Origin of the sequence: Nocardia brevicatena NBRC 12119, assembly GCF_000308495.1 — a bacterium.
GTDB classification, from domain to species: Bacteria; Actinomycetota; Actinomycetes; order Mycobacteriales; family Mycobacteriaceae; genus Nocardia; species Nocardia brevicatena.
Genome location: NZ_BAFU01000050.1, coordinates 63,669 through 80,336, shown reverse-complemented (window position 1 = coordinate 80,336; position 16,668 = coordinate 63,669). Strand labels below are relative to the sequence as shown.

Sequence of the window (16,668 nt, the reverse complement as noted above, 5' to 3'; positions counted from 1 at the left end):
CGAAATGTTTCGCGGAGGAGCCGCAGATAGGCACCAGGACCCGGCGGCCGGGCGTAGAGTGTCCGCCCAGTCGGCCGTTGCGCCACAGCGGATTTGCGCACCTGTCGACCCGGCGGCCGCCGTGGACGGGGTTGCGACACTTCTCGCGCCATTGTCGACCCGACGGTGGTCGGAGTGTTCACCGAAAGAGGAGGTCTCATGCTGAAGAGGATCGTCGGTGGTCTACTCGTCACCGGGTCGATGTTGTGGGGTTGCGTGGCCGTTGCTCAGGCCGACGAACTCGAGCCCGCGCCCGGCTGTGTTCAGTACCACGCGGAACAGGGAAGAATTTCGGCTGTCAACCAGTGCGTAGGGGGTCTTTACCTCAAGTCGGATATCGACCGGTGCAAGTATCTGGGGAGGAGCGAAAGCTGGGCGACAATCGACAACAAGCTCTACCGCTGCTCACCTGACGACAACTCCTCTCATCCGGGAACGGGGTCCGCTGCCGGTTAGGCCGGTACCTTTCGCGGTGTGGACGCGGTCTTCTCCACGGTTGCGGCGGCAGGTTCGGTAATTCTCGGTCCGGAAGCCGGCCGGCGCGGATGTGGGTGCAGGAGAATCTGTTCATGAGCACATCCGAGGATTGGAATACCGAGATCATCGCCGAGTTCCGGGCCAATCGGGGCCGAGTCGGTGGCAACTTCGAGGGCGCCCCGATGGTCCTGGTTCACCATCGAGGACGCAAAACCGGCCGTGAGCTGGTGACCCCGATGATGTACCTGCCCGACGAGCACGACCCCGACACCGTCTACGTCTTCGCCTCCAAGGCCGGAGCCCCGACCAACCCGGCCTGGTACTACAACCTGACCACCGCCGGAACCGGCGAGATCGAACGCGGCACCCAGACCTATCCGGTCACCGTGGAAGAAGTCACCGGCGAGCGTCGTGACCGCATCTACGCCGAACAGGCCCGCCGCTATCCCGGTTTCGCCGACTACGCCCGCAAAGCCGACGGTATCCGCACCATCCCGGTCCTGGCACTGCACCGCGCCTGACCGGGCCACCGGTACAGCCTGTTATCCATCGTCCACCTCACCGCTGTCCATATCCTCACCCAACGCCCGCCCCCGCTACGAACTCGAGCGCACTGTCGGACTGCCCGCGGGAGCGTTCCGACATAGTCATCCTGGCGAGCAACTTTGTCCCGCTGGATCACACCGTCAACACGGTCCGGCCGATAGCGGCCCTGACCTCGATGGCAGCATGGGCGCGGTCGGCCTGTTCCAGCGGAAAGGTTTGGCCCACGACCGGTTTCACGCGCCCGGCGGCAACCTCGGCCTGTATACGGACACCCAGCCGATGCCGGTCGTCGACGGAGGAGCGCAGATTGGACAGGCCCACGATATCGATGTCTCGGTCCACGCTCGTGGCGCCGGCCGCGAAATCTCCCGCGGCCGCCCCGTATCCGATGAACCGGCCGCCGTCGGCGGTCACGGCGAGCGCGGCCGAGCCCAGCGCACCGCCGGCGCCGTCGAACACCACCCGGGGGCCGGAGCCGCCGGTCGCGGCCACGACCTGCTCGGCCCAGTCGTCCTGCGAATAGTCGATCACCGTATCGGCGCCGAGGCGACTCGCGAGCTCCAGTTTGGCGGAACCGCGGGCCGCGGCGATCACCTTCGCGCCGGCGCGATGGGCGAACTGGATCAGCAGGGTGCCCATTCCCCCGCCCGCGGCGGTGATCAGCACCTGGTCACCGGCCTGCACGGCGGCCCGCTCGAAGGCGCCCAGCGCGGTACGGCCGTCGTGCACCACGGCGACGGCCCGAGTCGTGAACGCTTCGGGCACTTCGATCAGGGATTGCGCCTTGGCCGGCGCCAGTTCGGCGTATCCACCGATGGGGAGACCGCCACCGATACTGCTGCTCGCGGTTATCGTGGCCACCGTTTTACCGAGCCAGGCCCGGTCGACGTCCATGCCGACGGCGCGTACCGTGCCGGCGACGGCCCCGCCCGGGATGTATGGCGGCCGCACCGGAAACCACTCGGTACCCCAACCGGCGCGCAGCCGGGTGTCGAGGAACATGACATCCGCGGCGGCGACCTCCACCAGCACCTCGCGCGCCACCAATACCTCCGGCCCGCCGAATTCCGTTGCCTGCACTGCTCGCATGAAACCTCCTCGGGTTCGATGTCCCTACCGGACAGCGACCAGCCTGTTACCTCAAGTAAGGTTTAGGTCAAGCGCTCGGGTCGGACGAGAGGCGTAGATCACATCCCCGACACCGAAGGCCCGACATCGACGCGGCAACCCGGACCGAACACGTCCGAGTGCGACAGCATCGGCGACAACGATCGCGTACCGTTGTCGCAACGGATCGGGCACAGAACCTCGGCCCAACCCCCGCGAGCGCGCCGAACATGTCTCGGCCTGCTCACAACCGGTCGTCCTCTTACCCGAGGAAACAACCGAGGTCCGGCCGATAATCGATCCACACCGGTAGAGTGCGGTCGGGTAAGCCCCTGTCGCCGCACCGGCATGCTATATCACACTCGGATCATGACCGTCGACAAACAGGCGCGGCCGGTGTGGCGGACCGTTCTGGCGATGATCTCGGGGGCGATCGCGATCTGGGCATTCGCCGGTGCCGCCGGGGTCGCCACCGGGCTGATCGAATTCGGCGCGGTGATAGACAGCCGGCTGCCCTGGGACAGTGAGCCCTTCGCTGCCGTCATGCTCGCGCTGGTCGTGGGAATGCCGATGGCGGCCACGTCCTGGCTTGCCGGCCACGGCCGGCGCTCGTATCCGGCTGTCGCGATCGCGGCCGGTTCGGCCGCGATCGCCTGGATCCTGGTCCAACTGGTGGTGATCCGGACGGTGATCTGGGTGCAGCCGCTGTGTGTGGCGCTGAGCGTGATCATCGTGGTACTCGGGCTCCGACTGCGGGGAACCGCCTCGACCGCATGAACGGGCCGCTCATATCGACCTGCCGCCGAGCCGAACGAGAGCCCGCTCCACCGTCCGGGGTCGCGGTTACCGCTTCGGAACCGGTCTGCTTTTCTTTCCTCTCCCGTCGGATGTCGCCTCGGAGCACACTGAAGGGAAGCGCTTCCGGATAAGTGGTGCCTCGCCTGCGGGCAGGCGCACGTCTTGTTTCCGCCTTCCTATTGCCTCGGGGCAGGAGCTCCTGTGAACACCTACCCACCCATTACCGAGCACGGCCTCATCAAAGCCCCGCGGACCGCGGCTCTCGTTCCCTCGGCGGCCACATAGGTCGATGCGACCGATGAGCGGCCCCGGCGCCCTCACCCCACCACGCGCGGCGCTCGTTCCGCTGGTTCTTGCGCAGTTCATCTGCGGCTTCGCCGGCTCGAGCCCGAGCGTGATGATCAACGACATCAGCGCGGACCTGCACACCACGGTGCAGGGTGTGCAGCTTGTGATCACGACCTTCCTGCTGGTCGTCGCCGCGCTGATGATTCCCGGCGGCAAGCTCACCGACCGATACGGCCGCAAACGCTGTTTCGTCGCGGGGCTGGCCGTCTACGGTATCGGCGCCGTGCTGAGTGCGCTCGCGCCCGGGCTCGGGGTGCTTGTCCTGGGTAACTCGATCCTCGAAGGTGCCGGCGCCGCATTGCTGATTCCGCCCGTCTACATCCTGGCCACCCTGCTGTTCACCGATACGACTTCACGCGCGCGGGCGATCGGCGTGATCATGGCCATGGGCGGAATCGGTGCCGCGGCGGGGCCGCTGCTCGGTGGGCTCATCACCTCCGGGCTCGGCTGGCGGGCGGCCTTCGTGTTCCAGGCGCTGGTGGTCGCGTCGATAGCGTGGCTCGGTCGGCGCATCGACGACCCCGCGCCCATGGACCCGGCAAAGCCGTTCGACATTCCCGGCGCTGTGCTGTCGACAGTCGGGATGGTCCTGCCCGTCATGGGCATCCTGGCCGCCGATGAGGATGTTCGGCTGATGTGGGCCCTACTCGCGGTGAGCGCGGTGGTCCTGGTGTGCTTCTTCCTGTGGATTCGCGCGGAGGAACGAGCCGGTCGCGAACCATTGATCTCGATGGGCCTGTTGCGCAATCGCACCGCCGCCCTCGGCTTCGTCACGCAGAATCTCCAATGGCTGCTGCTGATGGGAACCATATTCGTGGTGGCGGCGTATTTGCAGGTGGTACGGGGGTACAACGCCATCCAGACGGGCGTGGTCTTCACCGCGGCCACCGTGGGGCTGCTGGGATCGTCGTGGGCGGCCACGCGACTGTCACGTCGGTACCCCCAGCGCATTCTGATCACGGCGGGCTTCGCCGTGACGGTCGTCGGCATCAACGCGTTGCTCGTCCTGGCCGGCCGCGCCGTGAGCCCTTGGGCTTTCGCGCCGGGATTACTGCTTATCGGCGTGGGATCGGGTGTGATACCGACCCCGGCGGTCGATATCGTTCGGTCCGGTTTCGGCGGAGAGCAGCAGGATGAGATCTCGGCTTGGCACGCAGTATGTCCAACCTCGGCTCCTCGCTGGGCATCGCCATAGCCGGAACCATCCTTACCGCCGGCCTGAGCGGTCACGCCTACGCCGCCGCGATGATCACCCTGGCAGCCCTCGGCATCGCCGGATTGATCATCGCGGCCTTTCTACCCGCCCATCCCGGTACGGCTCATCCTCCGTGACCGCGATGGGCATCGACGCGCATACCCTGTTGCATGGGCCCTTGTTCCCACGCAGCAGGGCGTTGGACCGCGACAACGCGGCGAGCCGCATCAGCGCGTATATCTACGGCAATGTGCTGGTCCTGGCCGCCCTGGTACCGATCGTCACGACGGACGAGCACGTCGGAATTCTGGTGGTCCTCGGTACGGCCCTGTCCACGTTCGTCGCCCATGTCTTCGCCGAAGCCGTCGGACACACCGTGCGTGCAGGGCGGACACCGACGAGGGCGGACAGGATGCGCGAATTGCGCAATTCCATCCCGGTCTTCAGTTCGGCGGTACTACCGTGCGCAATTCTCGCCACCGCCTGGTCGGGATGGACGGACCCGAGGAACGCACAGCTGCTCGCGGAACTCGCTGTCCTGGTCCGTATCGGGGGCACCGTGTTCGTCATCGGCCGGTTGGAAGGCGAGCCCCACACGGGCATCCGTCGTGCTGTTGGCGGTGGCCGCCGCGACGGTCGTGATCGTCAAGGTCCTGCTCACCCACTGAGTCCGGAACCGTGCTCGGCTGTGGGTGTACTCGAACGCGCGGTCGCCTCCGGCGCCGCCTTCACCGATCATATGAGCGGTAGCGATCCGGCACCGGCCGAACGGCGCTCAGCCGGTCGGCTCCTCGACCAGCACCACGATTCCGCTCGGCGCTTCCAGCAGCGGAACCGTCCGGGCCGCCGCGTCGCTCACGTGGATACGCGGAGGCCCCGGGGGTTCACCCGGGTAGTACGTGCCCGGCCCGTAGAACCGGCCGTACCGGACCACTACCCCGCCCACATCCAGGACGGCGCTCGTGCCCGGCGATGATGTCGCCGCGGTCGGGCAGGTTCAGGGCGGTGCTCTGGGCGAGGAAGCGCTGCGCTCCGGCCGCCGCGGCGGCCGCTATCAGATTCGTGGTGCCCTCGGTCAGTATCCGGGCATTGGCGGCGGCCATCTCGGTGATCCGCGCGGGGTCGTCGGGCAGATCGGTGAGCTGATGCATCACCAGATCGGGCGCGAAGACCACCATCGCAGGGGTCAGGGTGTCGGCGTCGTAGACATTGCAGACCACCGGCACGCCACCGGCCACGTGGATCGACTCGGCGCGGTCGGGGGAACGAGTGGTTCCCGCGACCTTGTGCCCGGCCGCGACCAGCAGCGGTAACAAGCGACTCTCGATGACGCCGGTCGCTCCGGCCAGGAAGATGCGCACCCGGTCAGGCTACCGTGGCCCGGGGCCGAACCGGCGTTGGTCGACGGGCGAGAGCCGCGGTGTGACGGTCGGAGTGCGACGCCCACCGCCTGGTCGAGGCCGCCGCCCACAGCGCGAACGACCGGGTGGACGTGGGCGGCGAGAACTCCGTTCCTTCGGCTATCGGCGGGGGGACAATCATCGGTGTCGGAGGGCCCGACAGCGGTGTCACGGTTCCGGGCCCCCGAGGCGGCGCAGCCGGATATTGAGGTAGCGCTGTTCCGGGATACTCGCTGTGAGCCGACTCGCCCGCTGATAACTCGTCCTTGCCCCGATCGGGTCGCCCGCCATCTCCAGCAGATGCGCGCGCACGGCGTGCGTGCGGTGATGCCGCCGCATCGTCGGCTCCTCGAGCAGGGCGTCGACAAGCACTAGGCCCTGCCCGGGACCGAACGCCATCCCCACGGCGACGGCCCGATTCAGTGTCACGGCCGGGCTCGGATCCACGCGGTCGAGCATGGCGTAGAGCACACAGATCTGGCGCCAATCGGTGGTGTCCCAGGTCGGTGACTCGGCGTGTACGGCGGCGATCGCGGCCTGCAGTTGGTAGCGGCCCACGTAACCGCGGGGCAGCACCCGTTCGAGGATGGCCACCCCCTCGGCAATCGCGGCGCGGTCCCAGCGGCCGCGATCCTGTTCGGAGAGCGGGATCAGATCGGCGCCGTCGGCACAGGCGGCCGCGCGGGCATGGGTGAGCAGCATCAGCGCCAGCGCTCCGGCGATTTCACCGTGCTGGGGAACGGCCCGGTGGAGGCTTCGGGTGAGCCGGATGGCCTCCTCGGCCAGCGGAGGGTCGTGCACGGAAGCGCCCGCACTGTTCGTATGTCCGGCGGTGAACATCAGGTGGCATACATCGAGTACGGAGGCGATCCGCGTCGGCAACTCGTGCGCGGCGGGCAGTTCGAAACGCGCGCCCGCCGCGCGCAACGTCGATCTGGCCCGGGTCAGCCGCTGCGCCATGGTGCGTTCCGGGACGAGGTAGGCGGCCGCGATCCGGTCGGCGCTCAGCCCCGCGACCGCGTGCAGCGTCAGCGCGACCTGCGAGGACCGGCTCAGACTCGGATGACAGCAGAGCAGAAACAGCCGCAAGGTGTCGTCGCCGGAAACCGGTGATTCCGTGTCGGCGGCGGGTGCGAGGAAGGCGTCGCTCGGCTGCGTCACGGCCACCGCTTCCTCCCGGTCGGCCCGCGACCGGTCGGCCCGCACCCGGTCGATCAACCGTCGGGAGGCGACCCGGATCAACCAGCCACGCGGATTGTCCGGCACCCCGTCGCGCGCCCAGCGCACCGCGGCTGCCTCCGCCGCCTCCTGCGCCGCGTCCTCGCAATCACCCAGGTCACCGTGCCGACGCAACAGGGCGACGAGGAGGTGCGGCGCCTCCCGACGCCACACCTCCGCCACCGCCCGCGCGCTCACTGCTCCTCGCCGCCCGGCCACATGGTGGGTCGCAGTTCGACCGTCTCACCGGGCCCGGAGAACACCGCGGCGATTTCCTCGGCCCGCGTATGGTCTTCCACATCGATGAGGAAGAACCCGGCGAGATGTTCCTTGGCCTCGGCATAGGGTCCGTCGGTGGCCAGCGTTTTCCCCGCTTCCCACCGATACAGTCGCGCCGACTCGGGCGCCCCGAGCGCCTCCCCCGTCACCAGTTCGCCCTTCTCCCGCATCTCGGTGAGTGTCCGCTGGAAATCGGCGGTGATGCGGTCACGCTCCTCCTGCGGGAGGGCCTGGAATTCGGCGAGATAGTCACCGGTCGGATGCCCCCACGGCTGGGGATTGGAGTGGATCAGGATCACGTATTTCACGGTCGGCTCCTCTACTCGTCGTCGGCGGGCGCGGTATACGCCATCCGTACCCGGAACGTCGGAGCCGGGCTCGGAATATCTACATTGTCGGCGCGACGAAATACGGAGGCCGCACAGTCGACGAGCAGTAAACCCCTGCCGAGGCGGCGGATCGAGTGGTTCTCACGCCCCGATACGCGGCCGCGACCGGCAGCGGTGGTAAGCAGGTCCCGAGGGTTGTCGCCACCCGTATCCTCAGCCGGGCGCTGGGATACGGCGTAATCGTCGGATCTCTTCGAGGCGGGTGATCGCGCCGTGGACGGCGCTTTCCGAGAGGTCGAGATCCTCGAGCGCGGCGCGAACGTGCTCGGGACACACCGCGTCGACGGCTCGGAGCACTCTCTCGTCGAGGGGGGCCGCACTGCCATGGTGGAGAGTGACGAAGTCGGAGTTCAGGATGAAGTCCCTGGAGCCACGGGCGGGATCGGGGGTTTCCGGCAGCGAGTAACCGTGGTCGAACGACACGAGATCCCCGACCAGGTCCGGCCGGTAGTTGGAGCGGTGGCCGTCGGAGTTGCCGATGACATAGTGCAGGACGGCGGCTTGCTGCTGTTGAACCGGGTCGAACTCGTCCCACCGCTTCCCACGTCCGAGCTCGATGAACTGCTGAACCGAGCCGGGTCCGTCCGGGCCGGCGATCAGCGCCGTCGGTGGCACTCTGCCGAACCCGAACATCTGGTCGATCCGGTAGGCGGCGACCTCCCGGCAGGCGAGCCGGCCCGGTTCGTGAGTGATCCAGTTTCGGGCTCCGAAGGACTCGCCGGAGAAGGGCTTGTAGACATTGAGCGTTCCCGTGTCGTCGGAAGGCAGGATACGCACGGTATTCGAGGTGAATATCAAATCCTCGTCGAGCGGGTCGTCATCTCGTAGTTGTCGCTGCCGCATCTCCAGCTCACCGGCGGGTGGAGTGTAGGAGTTGCGGTGTTCGGTCGACGACGTTCCGCGATCTTCGAACGTCGTCATACTCTGCTCGTTCAGGAGTCGGCCGGCGGTTGGATCATTGCCCGAGCGGCCATACACCCGATCCCGGAACTCACCTAACGGAGTGGGCATCGACGTTCACCCCCAGACGATCACTCATCGCGGTCAGGGGACGCCGGTGTCGAATCGGGCGTGGTGTCGGGGACGGTGGGATCCAGGACGCCGTATCGCGCGACTCACACCGGAGTGGACGGGGTTTCGTCAACCAATCGGCAGTAGCTCATCCGTAACGGCTGCTGCACCAGTGCGCGCATAAAAGCGGGCCCGGCCGCCGGCAGGACGTTCGGTCCGTCGTCGACCTCGGCTCCTTCGTCGTACCACTGCTGAGCCTGCAGACACCCCTCACCGTCGCTCGAGGTCAACAGCACCCGACCGGCTGCCGTCAGCCGGAACTCGGCCACACGCTGCGCACGACGGGCGACGATTTCGTACACTCCGAGCTGGGTCGGGGTTCGCTGGCCGGCCATCCAAACCTCCATTCTCTCCGCGGCAACCGACACCACCAGCATCTCAGTTTCGGGATGCGACGTCGACCTCCATCATTCCGGTCCGCGCCCGCCCGTTCGGGCTCGATGCGTCACTCGGGGAGACAGGCATGCAGGTGAGTACGTTCATATGGTTCGATGACCGGGCCGAGGAGCCGCCGTGTATTACACGCGGCTCTTCACCGACTCCGAAATCCTCGAGACACAACGCGGTGCGGACGGTCACGCCGCCTCCGTCACCTTTGCGCCGGCCGGCCAACGGTATATCGCGTTCAACGGCGGGCCGCGGTTCACCACCACGGGAGCCATGTCGCTGTGCGTTGACTGTGACACGCAAGAAGAAGTGGACAAGATATGGGTGGACCTCACCGACGGAGGTGAGGAAGGTCGGGGCAGTTCGCTGACCGGTCAGGACCGTCACCGGAGACTGCGGGCCCGTTCCCACCGAACATCGTGTGCGCGGGGTCGGCGGGAACGGGCCACCCGAGCGCCGTCGTCGCGGCGACGAGCGAACGCCCTATCGGGAGATCCGGTCGAAATGGAACGGACAGCGGCTACCACCGAACCCGATGGTAGTTGCGCGGTCGAATCGGAAACCGTGCTCGTCCGGAGCGATGGCCGCGATCCAGTTGCCGTCGAAGGCACACATCGCCGGGGTAAGTTCGGCGGCCGAATGGGCCGCCAGTACCTCGTGGTAGAAGCAGTGCACGACATCGACGTGATAGCGGTTGTCGTCGTCGACCGGACGCTCGAACTCGAAACCGGCTCCGAACGTGTACTTTTCCCGTGCCTTGGACACCTGGACCATCGCCGTGAACGGGTCGGCGGCCGTGTCCAGCATCGCCCGGGTACCCTCCTGGACCGCGAAGCCGGTCGGTTCCACGAACGCCCGGCGCACGACGAGGGCAGCGGGTTCGCGACCGATACGCGGAGCGAGGAAATGATAGGCGACGACCAGTGCGAGGGCCATGCGCAGGTTGTGGCGCGCGGGTTCGTCAACGATACGGTCGGCGTTTGCGGCCTCCAGGTCGACGAGACGGTTGCGCAGTTCGGGGGTCGGATCGTCGTCGATCCCGTGCTCGCGCGCACTCGCGGCGACGGCGGCGAAGAAGGAGTCGACGATCAGCGCGGTGTCCCGTTCGGGATCGGGAACGTAGTCGCCGGCGGTGAGACCGAAGTGGTCGGTGTCCATGTAGCTGTCCTTTTCGAGACGTGTCCGGTCCCGAAACTTCGAGACGTGTCCGGTCCCGAAACACAGCCACCCTGTCCATGCGAACGGCCGGCCGTGCTCGCAACCGAACGAGCACGCCGACGCGCTCCACCGACCTACCGGGCGTCGACGATATACGGATTGTTACCGACGGTAGAATGCCACGGCGACACCGGTCCCGTCCAGACCGAACCGCCGCATACCGCTGGATTCACCGGCCGAATACGCTGTTCAACAGGTCTGCCGCGATCCGGTTCATCGGCGCCAACACATGCCGGTGCACGGCCCGGATCGGGCGCACGACGGCCGCCTCCCACACCGCGCCGAGGGCGCGCAGAACAGGGCACAGCACGGTCCGATAGACGAAGACGCACGGTATGACAACCAGTACTCGCACCACGGCGGTCGCGCCGCGCCAACCATAGGACACGATCGCCGCGACGAGAACCCAGAACGGTCGCAGCACCCACCGCCACAGCAGACGTAGTGGCCATTCCACACACCACCGCCACAGCCACTCGACGGTCACGACGAACGCGTAGAGGGCCGGTCGCAGCACCCACCGCCACAGCAGTTCCAGTGCCGGCAGCAGCAGCAGCCACAGCCATCGTTCGACCGCGTGCCGCAGCGGTCGCAGCAGCCAGTCCATCAGCAGCGCGCCCAGCGGGGTGAGTATCAGCCCCCACAGCACATGCTGTAGCGCCCATCCCCACACCACGTCCTTCACGAACAGCCACAGCGGCCGGACCAGCCAATACCAAACGAATCGGCCCATCGGTACGAGCAGCCTGTCCAAGACGTAGACGCATGCCGCCACGACCGTTCGGCCGCACAGCTTCACCGCTTCCCAGAGCAACCGCACCGGAACCAGCAGCACGACCGCGATCGCCCGCGCCACCCATTCGCCGACCGACACCCGTTGTAGCCGGTCCGGCGGATCTGTCGAGGTCATCGAATCCTCCTCCCTGGCATCATCGCATCCGGTGAATCGGGTTGCGCACGTATTTGTCCGCAACGGGTCCGAGTGGAAACCCCTATCGCGGTGGCGCGGCCAGAACCGCACGAACCCATACAGGCCGAGGCGGCCGTTGCGCTCACCACCGGACACGGACTCGACGGCCGGCACCCGGCGACGGACCGGCCACCGAGCGGATACGCCGGCAGGATGTCTCCGGGATTCGCCGCGTGTCGTTCCTTCACGAGGAAGGCCGGTGCGAGGATCGACGGCGAAGACCCTCGTGCGGTCGCGGCATCCGCCGCTACCGCATCGGCCGATCCCCAGGAGGTTTCCGTGCCCTCGCCCACCGACCGCGTCGCTCTGGTCACCGGAGGCTCCGGCGGTATCGGCCGTGCCGTGGCGCAGCGGCTCGCCGCCGAGGGGATGAGTATCGTCGTGCACTACGCCGGCAATGCCGCTCGCGCCGAGGATGTGGTGGCGGCCATCACCGACGGTGGTGGCACCGCGGTGGCCCTGGGTGGCGACGTCGCGGACTCGGAGCGGATGGCCCGGATCTTCACCGAGATCACGGAACGGTTCGGCGGAATGGATGTCGTGGTCAACACGGCGGGCATCATGCTGCTCGGCCCGGTCACCGAGTTCGACCTGGACGCGTTCGACCGGATGCAGCGCACCAATGTGCGCGGCACCTTCGTCGTCTCCCAGCTCGCGGCCCGCGGCCTGCGCCCCGGCGGGGCACTGATCAACTTCTCGTCTTCGGTGACCCGACTCCAGCAGCCCGGTTACGCCGCGTACGCGGGCACGAAAGGGGCGGTGGAAGCCATGACCCTCATCCTCGCGCGGGAACTGCGCGGCCGCGACATCACCGTCAACGCCATCGCGCCCGGTCCGACGGCCACCCCGCTGTTCCTCGACGGAAAGGACGCCGAGGACATCGACCGGCTCGCCCACCTGTCACCACTCGAACGGCTCGGCGAACCGGCCGATATTGCTGAGGCGGTCGCCTTTCTCGCCGGCCCGGCACGCTGGATCAACGGGCAGATCCTCTACACCAACGGCGGCGTCGCCTGAGACGGTGTTCGAACACGCCCTATCCGCGATAGCGTTCGGCCAGTTTCGCGAAGTCGTCGAGCGCGTGCAGCGATTCCGATTCCGGCTGGGTCTGCAGATGTAAGGTCACGCGTTCGACACCGGCCTCGGCGTAGGCGTCGAGGACAGCCGGGTTCCGCGGAGCGGGAGTGACCGTGACGGGAAGACCGCTGTCGGCGAACTCCGCGAGTTGGGCCTGGACCGCAGCCGCCTCGGACACCCCGTTGGGAATCCAGCCCACACCGTGTCGGACCGCGCGGCGGGCCGCGGCCTCCGCGCCACCGATGTAGATGGGCGGATGCGGTTGTTGCCGCGGTTTCGGCCAGGCGTACATGGGATCGAAATCGATGAATTCGCCGTGATATTCGGCGAGTTCCCGGGTCCAGATCGTGATGATGGCCTCGAGTTGCTCGTCCAGGAGCGCGCCGCGGGTCCTGGGGTCGGTACCGTGATCGGCCATCTCCTCGCGGTTCCACCCGACACCCACGCCGAAGACCACTCGGCCGTCCGAGATCCGATCGAGGGTGGCGACCTCCTTCGCGGTGTGGATGAGATCGCGCTGGATCAACAGCGCGACCCCGGTGCCCAGGATCAACCGCTCGGTGACGGCCGCGACGGCCCCGAGGGCGACGAAAGGGTCCATCGTCCGGTAGTAGACGCGCGGCAGTTCGCCCCCACCGGGATACACGGACTGCCTGGCGGCGGGGATATGGGAATGCTCGGCGAGGAACAGCGATTCCAGTCCTCGCTCCTCGAGCGCGGAGCCGAGTTTCGTCGGGCTGATTCCCTCGTCGGTCAGGAAGGTGTTGACTCCGATCTTCATACCGGGTGCGAACGTCGCGGTCGCATACGAATATTTCTGCCGCCGCCGTGGAGGTGTGCCCTTCCCGGCGGCGGCCCGAGCCCGCCCGGCACGGCACACCTCCGGCGTGTGGGCCCACCAGGGCGAGGAAAGTGGGCCCCTCCCACTCGCCCGCCGACAATACTCCGCTGCGTCACGGCGTCGTCGGACAGACCCCGGCATGCGGCAAGCCCTGACCGGGTGCCGGTCACGAGCGACACACTCCGAATCGGGTCCACCCCGGGCGTGGCCGGCCCACCGGGGGTGCCACCGGCCGCGTCCTCGACATCACGGGTCGATATCCCCGGGCTTCACCAACGCTCGGCCGGTTCCGCGGGGATCGTCGAGCGCATGCGGCGACCCCGACACGGCGGGCGGCTAGCGGAGATGTTCGCTCGCCGCGGCGAGGGCGGCCAGTTCGGCGCGGGAGGAGACACCGAGTTTGGTGTACAAGCGGGTGAGGTGGGCCTCCACCGTCTTCTCGCTCACGTACAGCTCCTCGGAGATCTGCCGATTCGTACGCCCGAGCACCACCCGGGCGATGATCTCGGACTGGCGTTCGGTCAGATCGCCGAGGCGGACCGCGGTATCGTGCGAGCCGTTCCGCCTGCCGCGCGGTGTCCGGGCACCGATGCGGTGCAGTGACAGCCGGGCGCGCTCGGCGAGTCGCGCGGCTCCGCACTGTTCCGCCGTTACCAGTGCCTGGTCGAATTCACGCCGTGCCGTGGCCGTATCGCCGTGCTCGGCGAGCGCCTGACCGAACAGCAGCCGCGCCCTGGCCATTTCCACCCGGGTTCCGCTGGTTTCGTAACCGGCCACGGCTTCCTCGGCAGCGGTCAGAGCGGCGGGCACATTCTTACGGAACAGGTGGATGCGCGCCCGGGAGAACCGTGCGTCCCCGGCTCTCATGTGCATACCCGGCATACCTTCGACGATCTCTTCGATATAGCGGGTGGTCTGTTCGGCGGCCTCCACCCTGCCGAGCGCGAGCTCGCCTTCGACCAGGAAGCGGTAGAAGTACGGCATGGTGGTAGGGAACATGGCACCCAGCTCCTCGCCACCGTCGATGGCGCGGATCTCCCGACAGCCCTGCCGGTAGCGACCGGCCTCGATGAGTGCGCACCCGTAGACGAGCGGCGCATGCCAGGCGAACAGCGCGTCGGGCGCCTGGGCATTGACCCGCATGGCCAACGCTCCGGATTCGAGCGACGCCGCGGTGCGCCCCAGCAGCATCAGCAGCCAACAGCGGGTGGCCTCGGTCAATGCCACTATCGGCGAATTGTCGAGCATGAGGGCGCTGTCCACGGCGCTGGTCGCCGCGACCAGACCCGACTCCAGGTTGCCCTGCATCTTGTGCCCGAGCGCGCGTAAATGCTGCAATTCCACCAGGTGCCGGCCGTGACCGGTATCGCGGGACAGCCGAATGCCCCGTTCCGCGTGCGCGATCGCGCTTTCCCAGCGCTCCATGGAGATCTCGGCGTACACCACATTGGTGAGCCCGTCCAAGAGGTCGGGCGCGACTTCATTGTCGTTCAAGGCGTCCAGGGCCGATACCGCTTCCTGGAGGTAGGCCAGGGCGTCGACCAGCGAGTCGCCGCACTGCATCGTGCCCAGATAGGCGCTCGCTGCGGTCGCCACGAGATACAGGCGTCGGTCGTTCCGGACCTCGGCACTGCGCTGCACCTGCCGGGTGATCCGGGCGGCCTCGTCCCAGTGGCGCATCATGAGGTGGTTCTTGGCGAGTTCCAGCCGCAACGTGGCCGCGGTGAGGCTGGCGGGCGCGGTCAGCGAGAGCGCCGCGGTGAGAAGGCGTTTCCCTTCCTGGGAGTTGCCCACTCCCTGCTCGGCGAGCGCTATCCGCGCCATGATCCCGGCACGATCACCCATGGCCTCGGGTGGAATGATGGCCAACGTCTCCCGCAGCACCGCACCGCATTCGCCGAGGCGACCGGTTGAACTGAGGGCGTCGGCCAACGCCAGCATCAGGGACAGCCGCTGATCGGCGGGCGCGTCGTCGCGGAGCAGGCGCAGCGCGGCGCGGAACCACCGGGCCGCCGCGACCGGTGCTCGCGGCGCCGCCGAAATCCCCGCCCGGGTCAGCACGGCGATGGCTTGCGCGTCGCCGATATCGCCGGCCTGCTCCAGATGGTGGGCCCGCATCGACAGCGCCGCCTGCCGGCGCTCCAGGGCGGCCGCTGCACGGCGGTGTGCTTGTCTGCGCCAGCCGTATCCGATGCTCCCGTAGAGGGCGAGGCGGAGTATGGGATGGCGGAAGGCGAGCCGTCCCGGCGTGGTGGTGGAGTACACCAGCCCGGCCCGGACCATCTCGTCCGTTGCCGACCGGGCCGCAGCCTCGTCCAGTTCGGCGATCTCGAGGGCGAGATCGACGTCGAACACGCCGCCCGTGACGGCGGCGGCGTGCAGCAGCCGGCGGCCCTCGTCCGACAGCGACCGTACTTCCCGAGCGATGGCGGCCTTGATGGCGGCGGGAACGCCCGATGAGTCCGCGGTTCCGAGATCACCGAGCTCGAACCCGCGGGTCGAACTCTGCCGGGACCGCGCGATTTCCTGGAGGTAGAAGGGGTTTCCACCACAGTATTGATGCAGCCGGACCAGTTCGTCGTGGTCGAAACGGCCGGATAGCAGTTTCGCGGCGTCGTCCAGCGATAGCGGCCCGAGCTCCAGCTCCGTGAGGGTTCGGTCGTAGACGGCGCGCGAGAACAGCGCCGAATGGGTTTCCGGTAGCTGCCGGGCCCGGTGCGCCAGCACCAGCGCGAGCCCGGCGATCTGGTGGCGCAGCAGATGCGCGATCACCTCGATCGAGGCGTGGTCGGCCCAGTGAATGTCGTCGAGTACCAGCAGGACGGGCCGACGGGCGGTGAGCCGGTGCAGCAGCGAGCGCACCGCCCGGTGACAGCGATGCCGTTCGATCTGCAGTCTCGTCCGCAGCGGCGTCGCCCAGGTGTTGAGCGAGGGGAGCAGCCGGCCCAGCTCGGCGATATTGTCGCTACCCAGATCCCGTAGTTCGCTGCGGCGCAGCGAACTCGCCGGCTCGTCCAGAGCATCGATCACCACCGCGTAGGGTAGCGCGCGCTCCAGCTCCGTCCCGCGGCCCTCGAACACCTGAAACCCCAGTTCCACGGCGCGGTGCACGGTTTCCTCGAGTAATCGGGTCTTACCGATTCCTGGTTCGCCGGTCACCGCGATGGCCGCTGCCGCGCCATCCCGTGCCGCAATGAGAATGTCCTGGAGCGCCTGTATCTCCACGGCTCGCCCAACCAATGGCACCTGTTTCCGATCCGGTGAGACCACCGATATGTCACCTCCGGACCTATACCGGCTCGGCCATC

The 16,668-nt window shown here is 67.7% G+C and carries 16 protein-coding genes and 2 pseudogenes; 8 read left to right on the top strand and 10 right to left on the bottom strand.

All coding sequences use genetic code 11. From position 1 onward, the window contains the following. Positions 1 to 198: 198 nt before the first annotated feature. Both ON20_RS11270 and ON20_RS11265 read left to right on the top strand, forming a co-directional pair. Positions 199 to 495, top strand: a complete 297-nt coding sequence (locus ON20_RS11270; protein ID WP_040835088.1) for a hypothetical protein — start codon at positions 199 to 201, stop codon at positions 493 to 495. Between the two features lie 113 nt (positions 496 to 608). Next, complete coding sequence (locus ON20_RS11265) at positions 609 to 1,037, top strand: nitroreductase/quinone reductase family protein (RefSeq protein ID WP_040835138.1); 429 nt, start codon at positions 609 to 611, stop codon at positions 1,035 to 1,037. A 157-nt stretch (positions 1,038 to 1,194) separates the two neighbouring features. On the opposite strand, the gene ON20_RS11260 is transcribed toward ON20_RS11265, so the two are convergent. Continuing rightward, positions 1,195 to 2,151 (bottom strand): zinc-binding dehydrogenase, encoded by a 957-nt coding sequence (locus ON20_RS11260; protein ID WP_040835086.1) that lies wholly within the window; start codon positions 2,149 to 2,151, stop codon positions 1,195 to 1,197. 387 nt (positions 2,152 to 2,538) lie between these two features. Here ON20_RS11260 and ON20_RS11255 point away from each other — a divergent pair, with 387 nt between their 5' ends. From ON20_RS11255 to ON20_RS34325, 4 genes and pseudogenes are all read left to right on the top strand, one after another. Beyond that, positions 2,539 to 2,946, top strand: coding sequence for a hypothetical protein (locus ON20_RS11255; protein ID WP_040835084.1), 408 nt, complete (start codon positions 2,539 to 2,541; stop codon positions 2,944 to 2,946). 319 nt (positions 2,947 to 3,265) lie between these two features. Continuing rightward, a complete protein-coding gene (locus ON20_RS11250; protein WP_245547179.1) occupies positions 3,266 to 4,510 on the top strand; it encodes an MFS transporter in 1,245 nt (414 codons plus the stop codon). Then, positions 4,474 to 4,647, top strand: coding sequence for a hypothetical protein (locus tag ON20_RS38750; protein WP_245547178.1), 174 nt, complete (start codon positions 4,474 to 4,476; stop codon positions 4,645 to 4,647). Before ON20_RS11250 ends, ON20_RS38750 begins: the two co-directional genes overlap by 37 nt. A 5-nt stretch (positions 4,648 to 4,652) precedes the next feature. Then, a pseudogene (locus tag ON20_RS34325) lies at positions 4,653 to 5,178 on the top strand (hypothetical protein). A 216-nt stretch (positions 5,179 to 5,394) separates the two neighbouring features. Here the strand turns inward: ON20_RS34325 and ON20_RS11235 are convergent. The 5 genes from ON20_RS11235 to ON20_RS11215 all read right to left on the bottom strand — a co-directional run bounded on the left by ON20_RS11235 (position 5,395) and on the right by ON20_RS11215 (position 9,202). Then, positions 5,395 to 5,871 (bottom strand): NAD-dependent epimerase/dehydratase family protein, encoded by a 477-nt coding sequence (locus tag ON20_RS11235; RefSeq protein WP_245547177.1) that lies wholly within the window; start codon positions 5,869 to 5,871, stop codon positions 5,395 to 5,397. 207 nt (positions 5,872 to 6,078) lie between these two features. Then, the gene (locus ON20_RS11230) at positions 6,079 to 7,326 is read right to left on the bottom strand and encodes an RNA polymerase sigma factor (protein WP_040835137.1); all 1,248 of its coding nucleotides are present in this window, start codon (positions 7,324 to 7,326) and stop codon (positions 6,079 to 6,081) included. Then, positions 7,323 to 7,715, bottom strand: coding sequence for a YciI family protein (locus ON20_RS11225; protein ID WP_040835081.1), 393 nt, complete (start codon positions 7,713 to 7,715; stop codon positions 7,323 to 7,325). The genes ON20_RS11230 and ON20_RS11225 overlap by 4 nt, the downstream gene beginning before the upstream one ends. A gap of 234 nt (positions 7,716 to 7,949) precedes the next feature. Beyond that, entirely contained in the window at positions 7,950 to 8,717 is a 768-nt protein-coding gene (locus ON20_RS11220; protein ID WP_157228802.1) for a protein kinase family protein, read from the bottom strand. 194 nt (positions 8,718 to 8,911) lie between these two features. Then, entirely contained in the window at positions 8,912 to 9,202 is a 291-nt protein-coding gene (locus tag ON20_RS11215; protein WP_157228801.1) for a hypothetical protein, read from the bottom strand. 178 nt (positions 9,203 to 9,380) lie between these two features. Here ON20_RS11215 and ON20_RS40515 point away from each other — a divergent pair. Then, positions 9,381 to 9,593: pseudogene (locus ON20_RS40515) on the top strand (VOC family protein); the annotation flags it as partial. Between the two features lie 144 nt (positions 9,594 to 9,737). On the opposite strand, the gene ON20_RS11205 reads toward ON20_RS40515, so the two are convergent. Further along, the gene (locus ON20_RS11205) at positions 9,738 to 10,412 is read right to left on the bottom strand and encodes an L-2-amino-thiazoline-4-carboxylic acid hydrolase (protein WP_040835077.1); all 675 of its coding nucleotides are present in this window, start codon (positions 10,410 to 10,412) and stop codon (positions 9,738 to 9,740) included. Between the two features lie 229 nt (positions 10,413 to 10,641). After that, positions 10,642 to 11,382, bottom strand: a complete 741-nt coding sequence (locus ON20_RS11200; RefSeq protein ID WP_157228800.1) for a hypothetical protein — start codon at positions 11,380 to 11,382, stop codon at positions 10,642 to 10,644. A 339-nt stretch (positions 11,383 to 11,721) separates the two neighbouring features. Between ON20_RS11200 and ON20_RS11195 the strand changes: the two genes are divergently transcribed. After that, complete coding sequence (locus ON20_RS11195; RefSeq protein WP_245547176.1) at positions 11,722 to 12,459, top strand: SDR family oxidoreductase; 738 nt, start codon at positions 11,722 to 11,724, stop codon at positions 12,457 to 12,459. Between the two features lie 19 nt (positions 12,460 to 12,478). Here ON20_RS11195 and ON20_RS11190 read toward each other — a convergent pair whose 3' ends face one another. Then, a complete protein-coding gene (locus ON20_RS11190; RefSeq protein WP_040835075.1) occupies positions 12,479 to 13,300 on the bottom strand; it encodes a TIGR03619 family F420-dependent LLM class oxidoreductase in 822 nt (273 codons plus the stop codon). Positions 13,301 to 13,696: 396 nt separating this feature from the next. Continuing rightward, entirely contained in the window at positions 13,697 to 16,630 is a 2,934-nt protein-coding gene (locus ON20_RS11185; protein ID WP_218002500.1) for a helix-turn-helix transcriptional regulator, read from the bottom strand. Positions 16,631 to 16,668 lie beyond the last annotated feature (38 nt).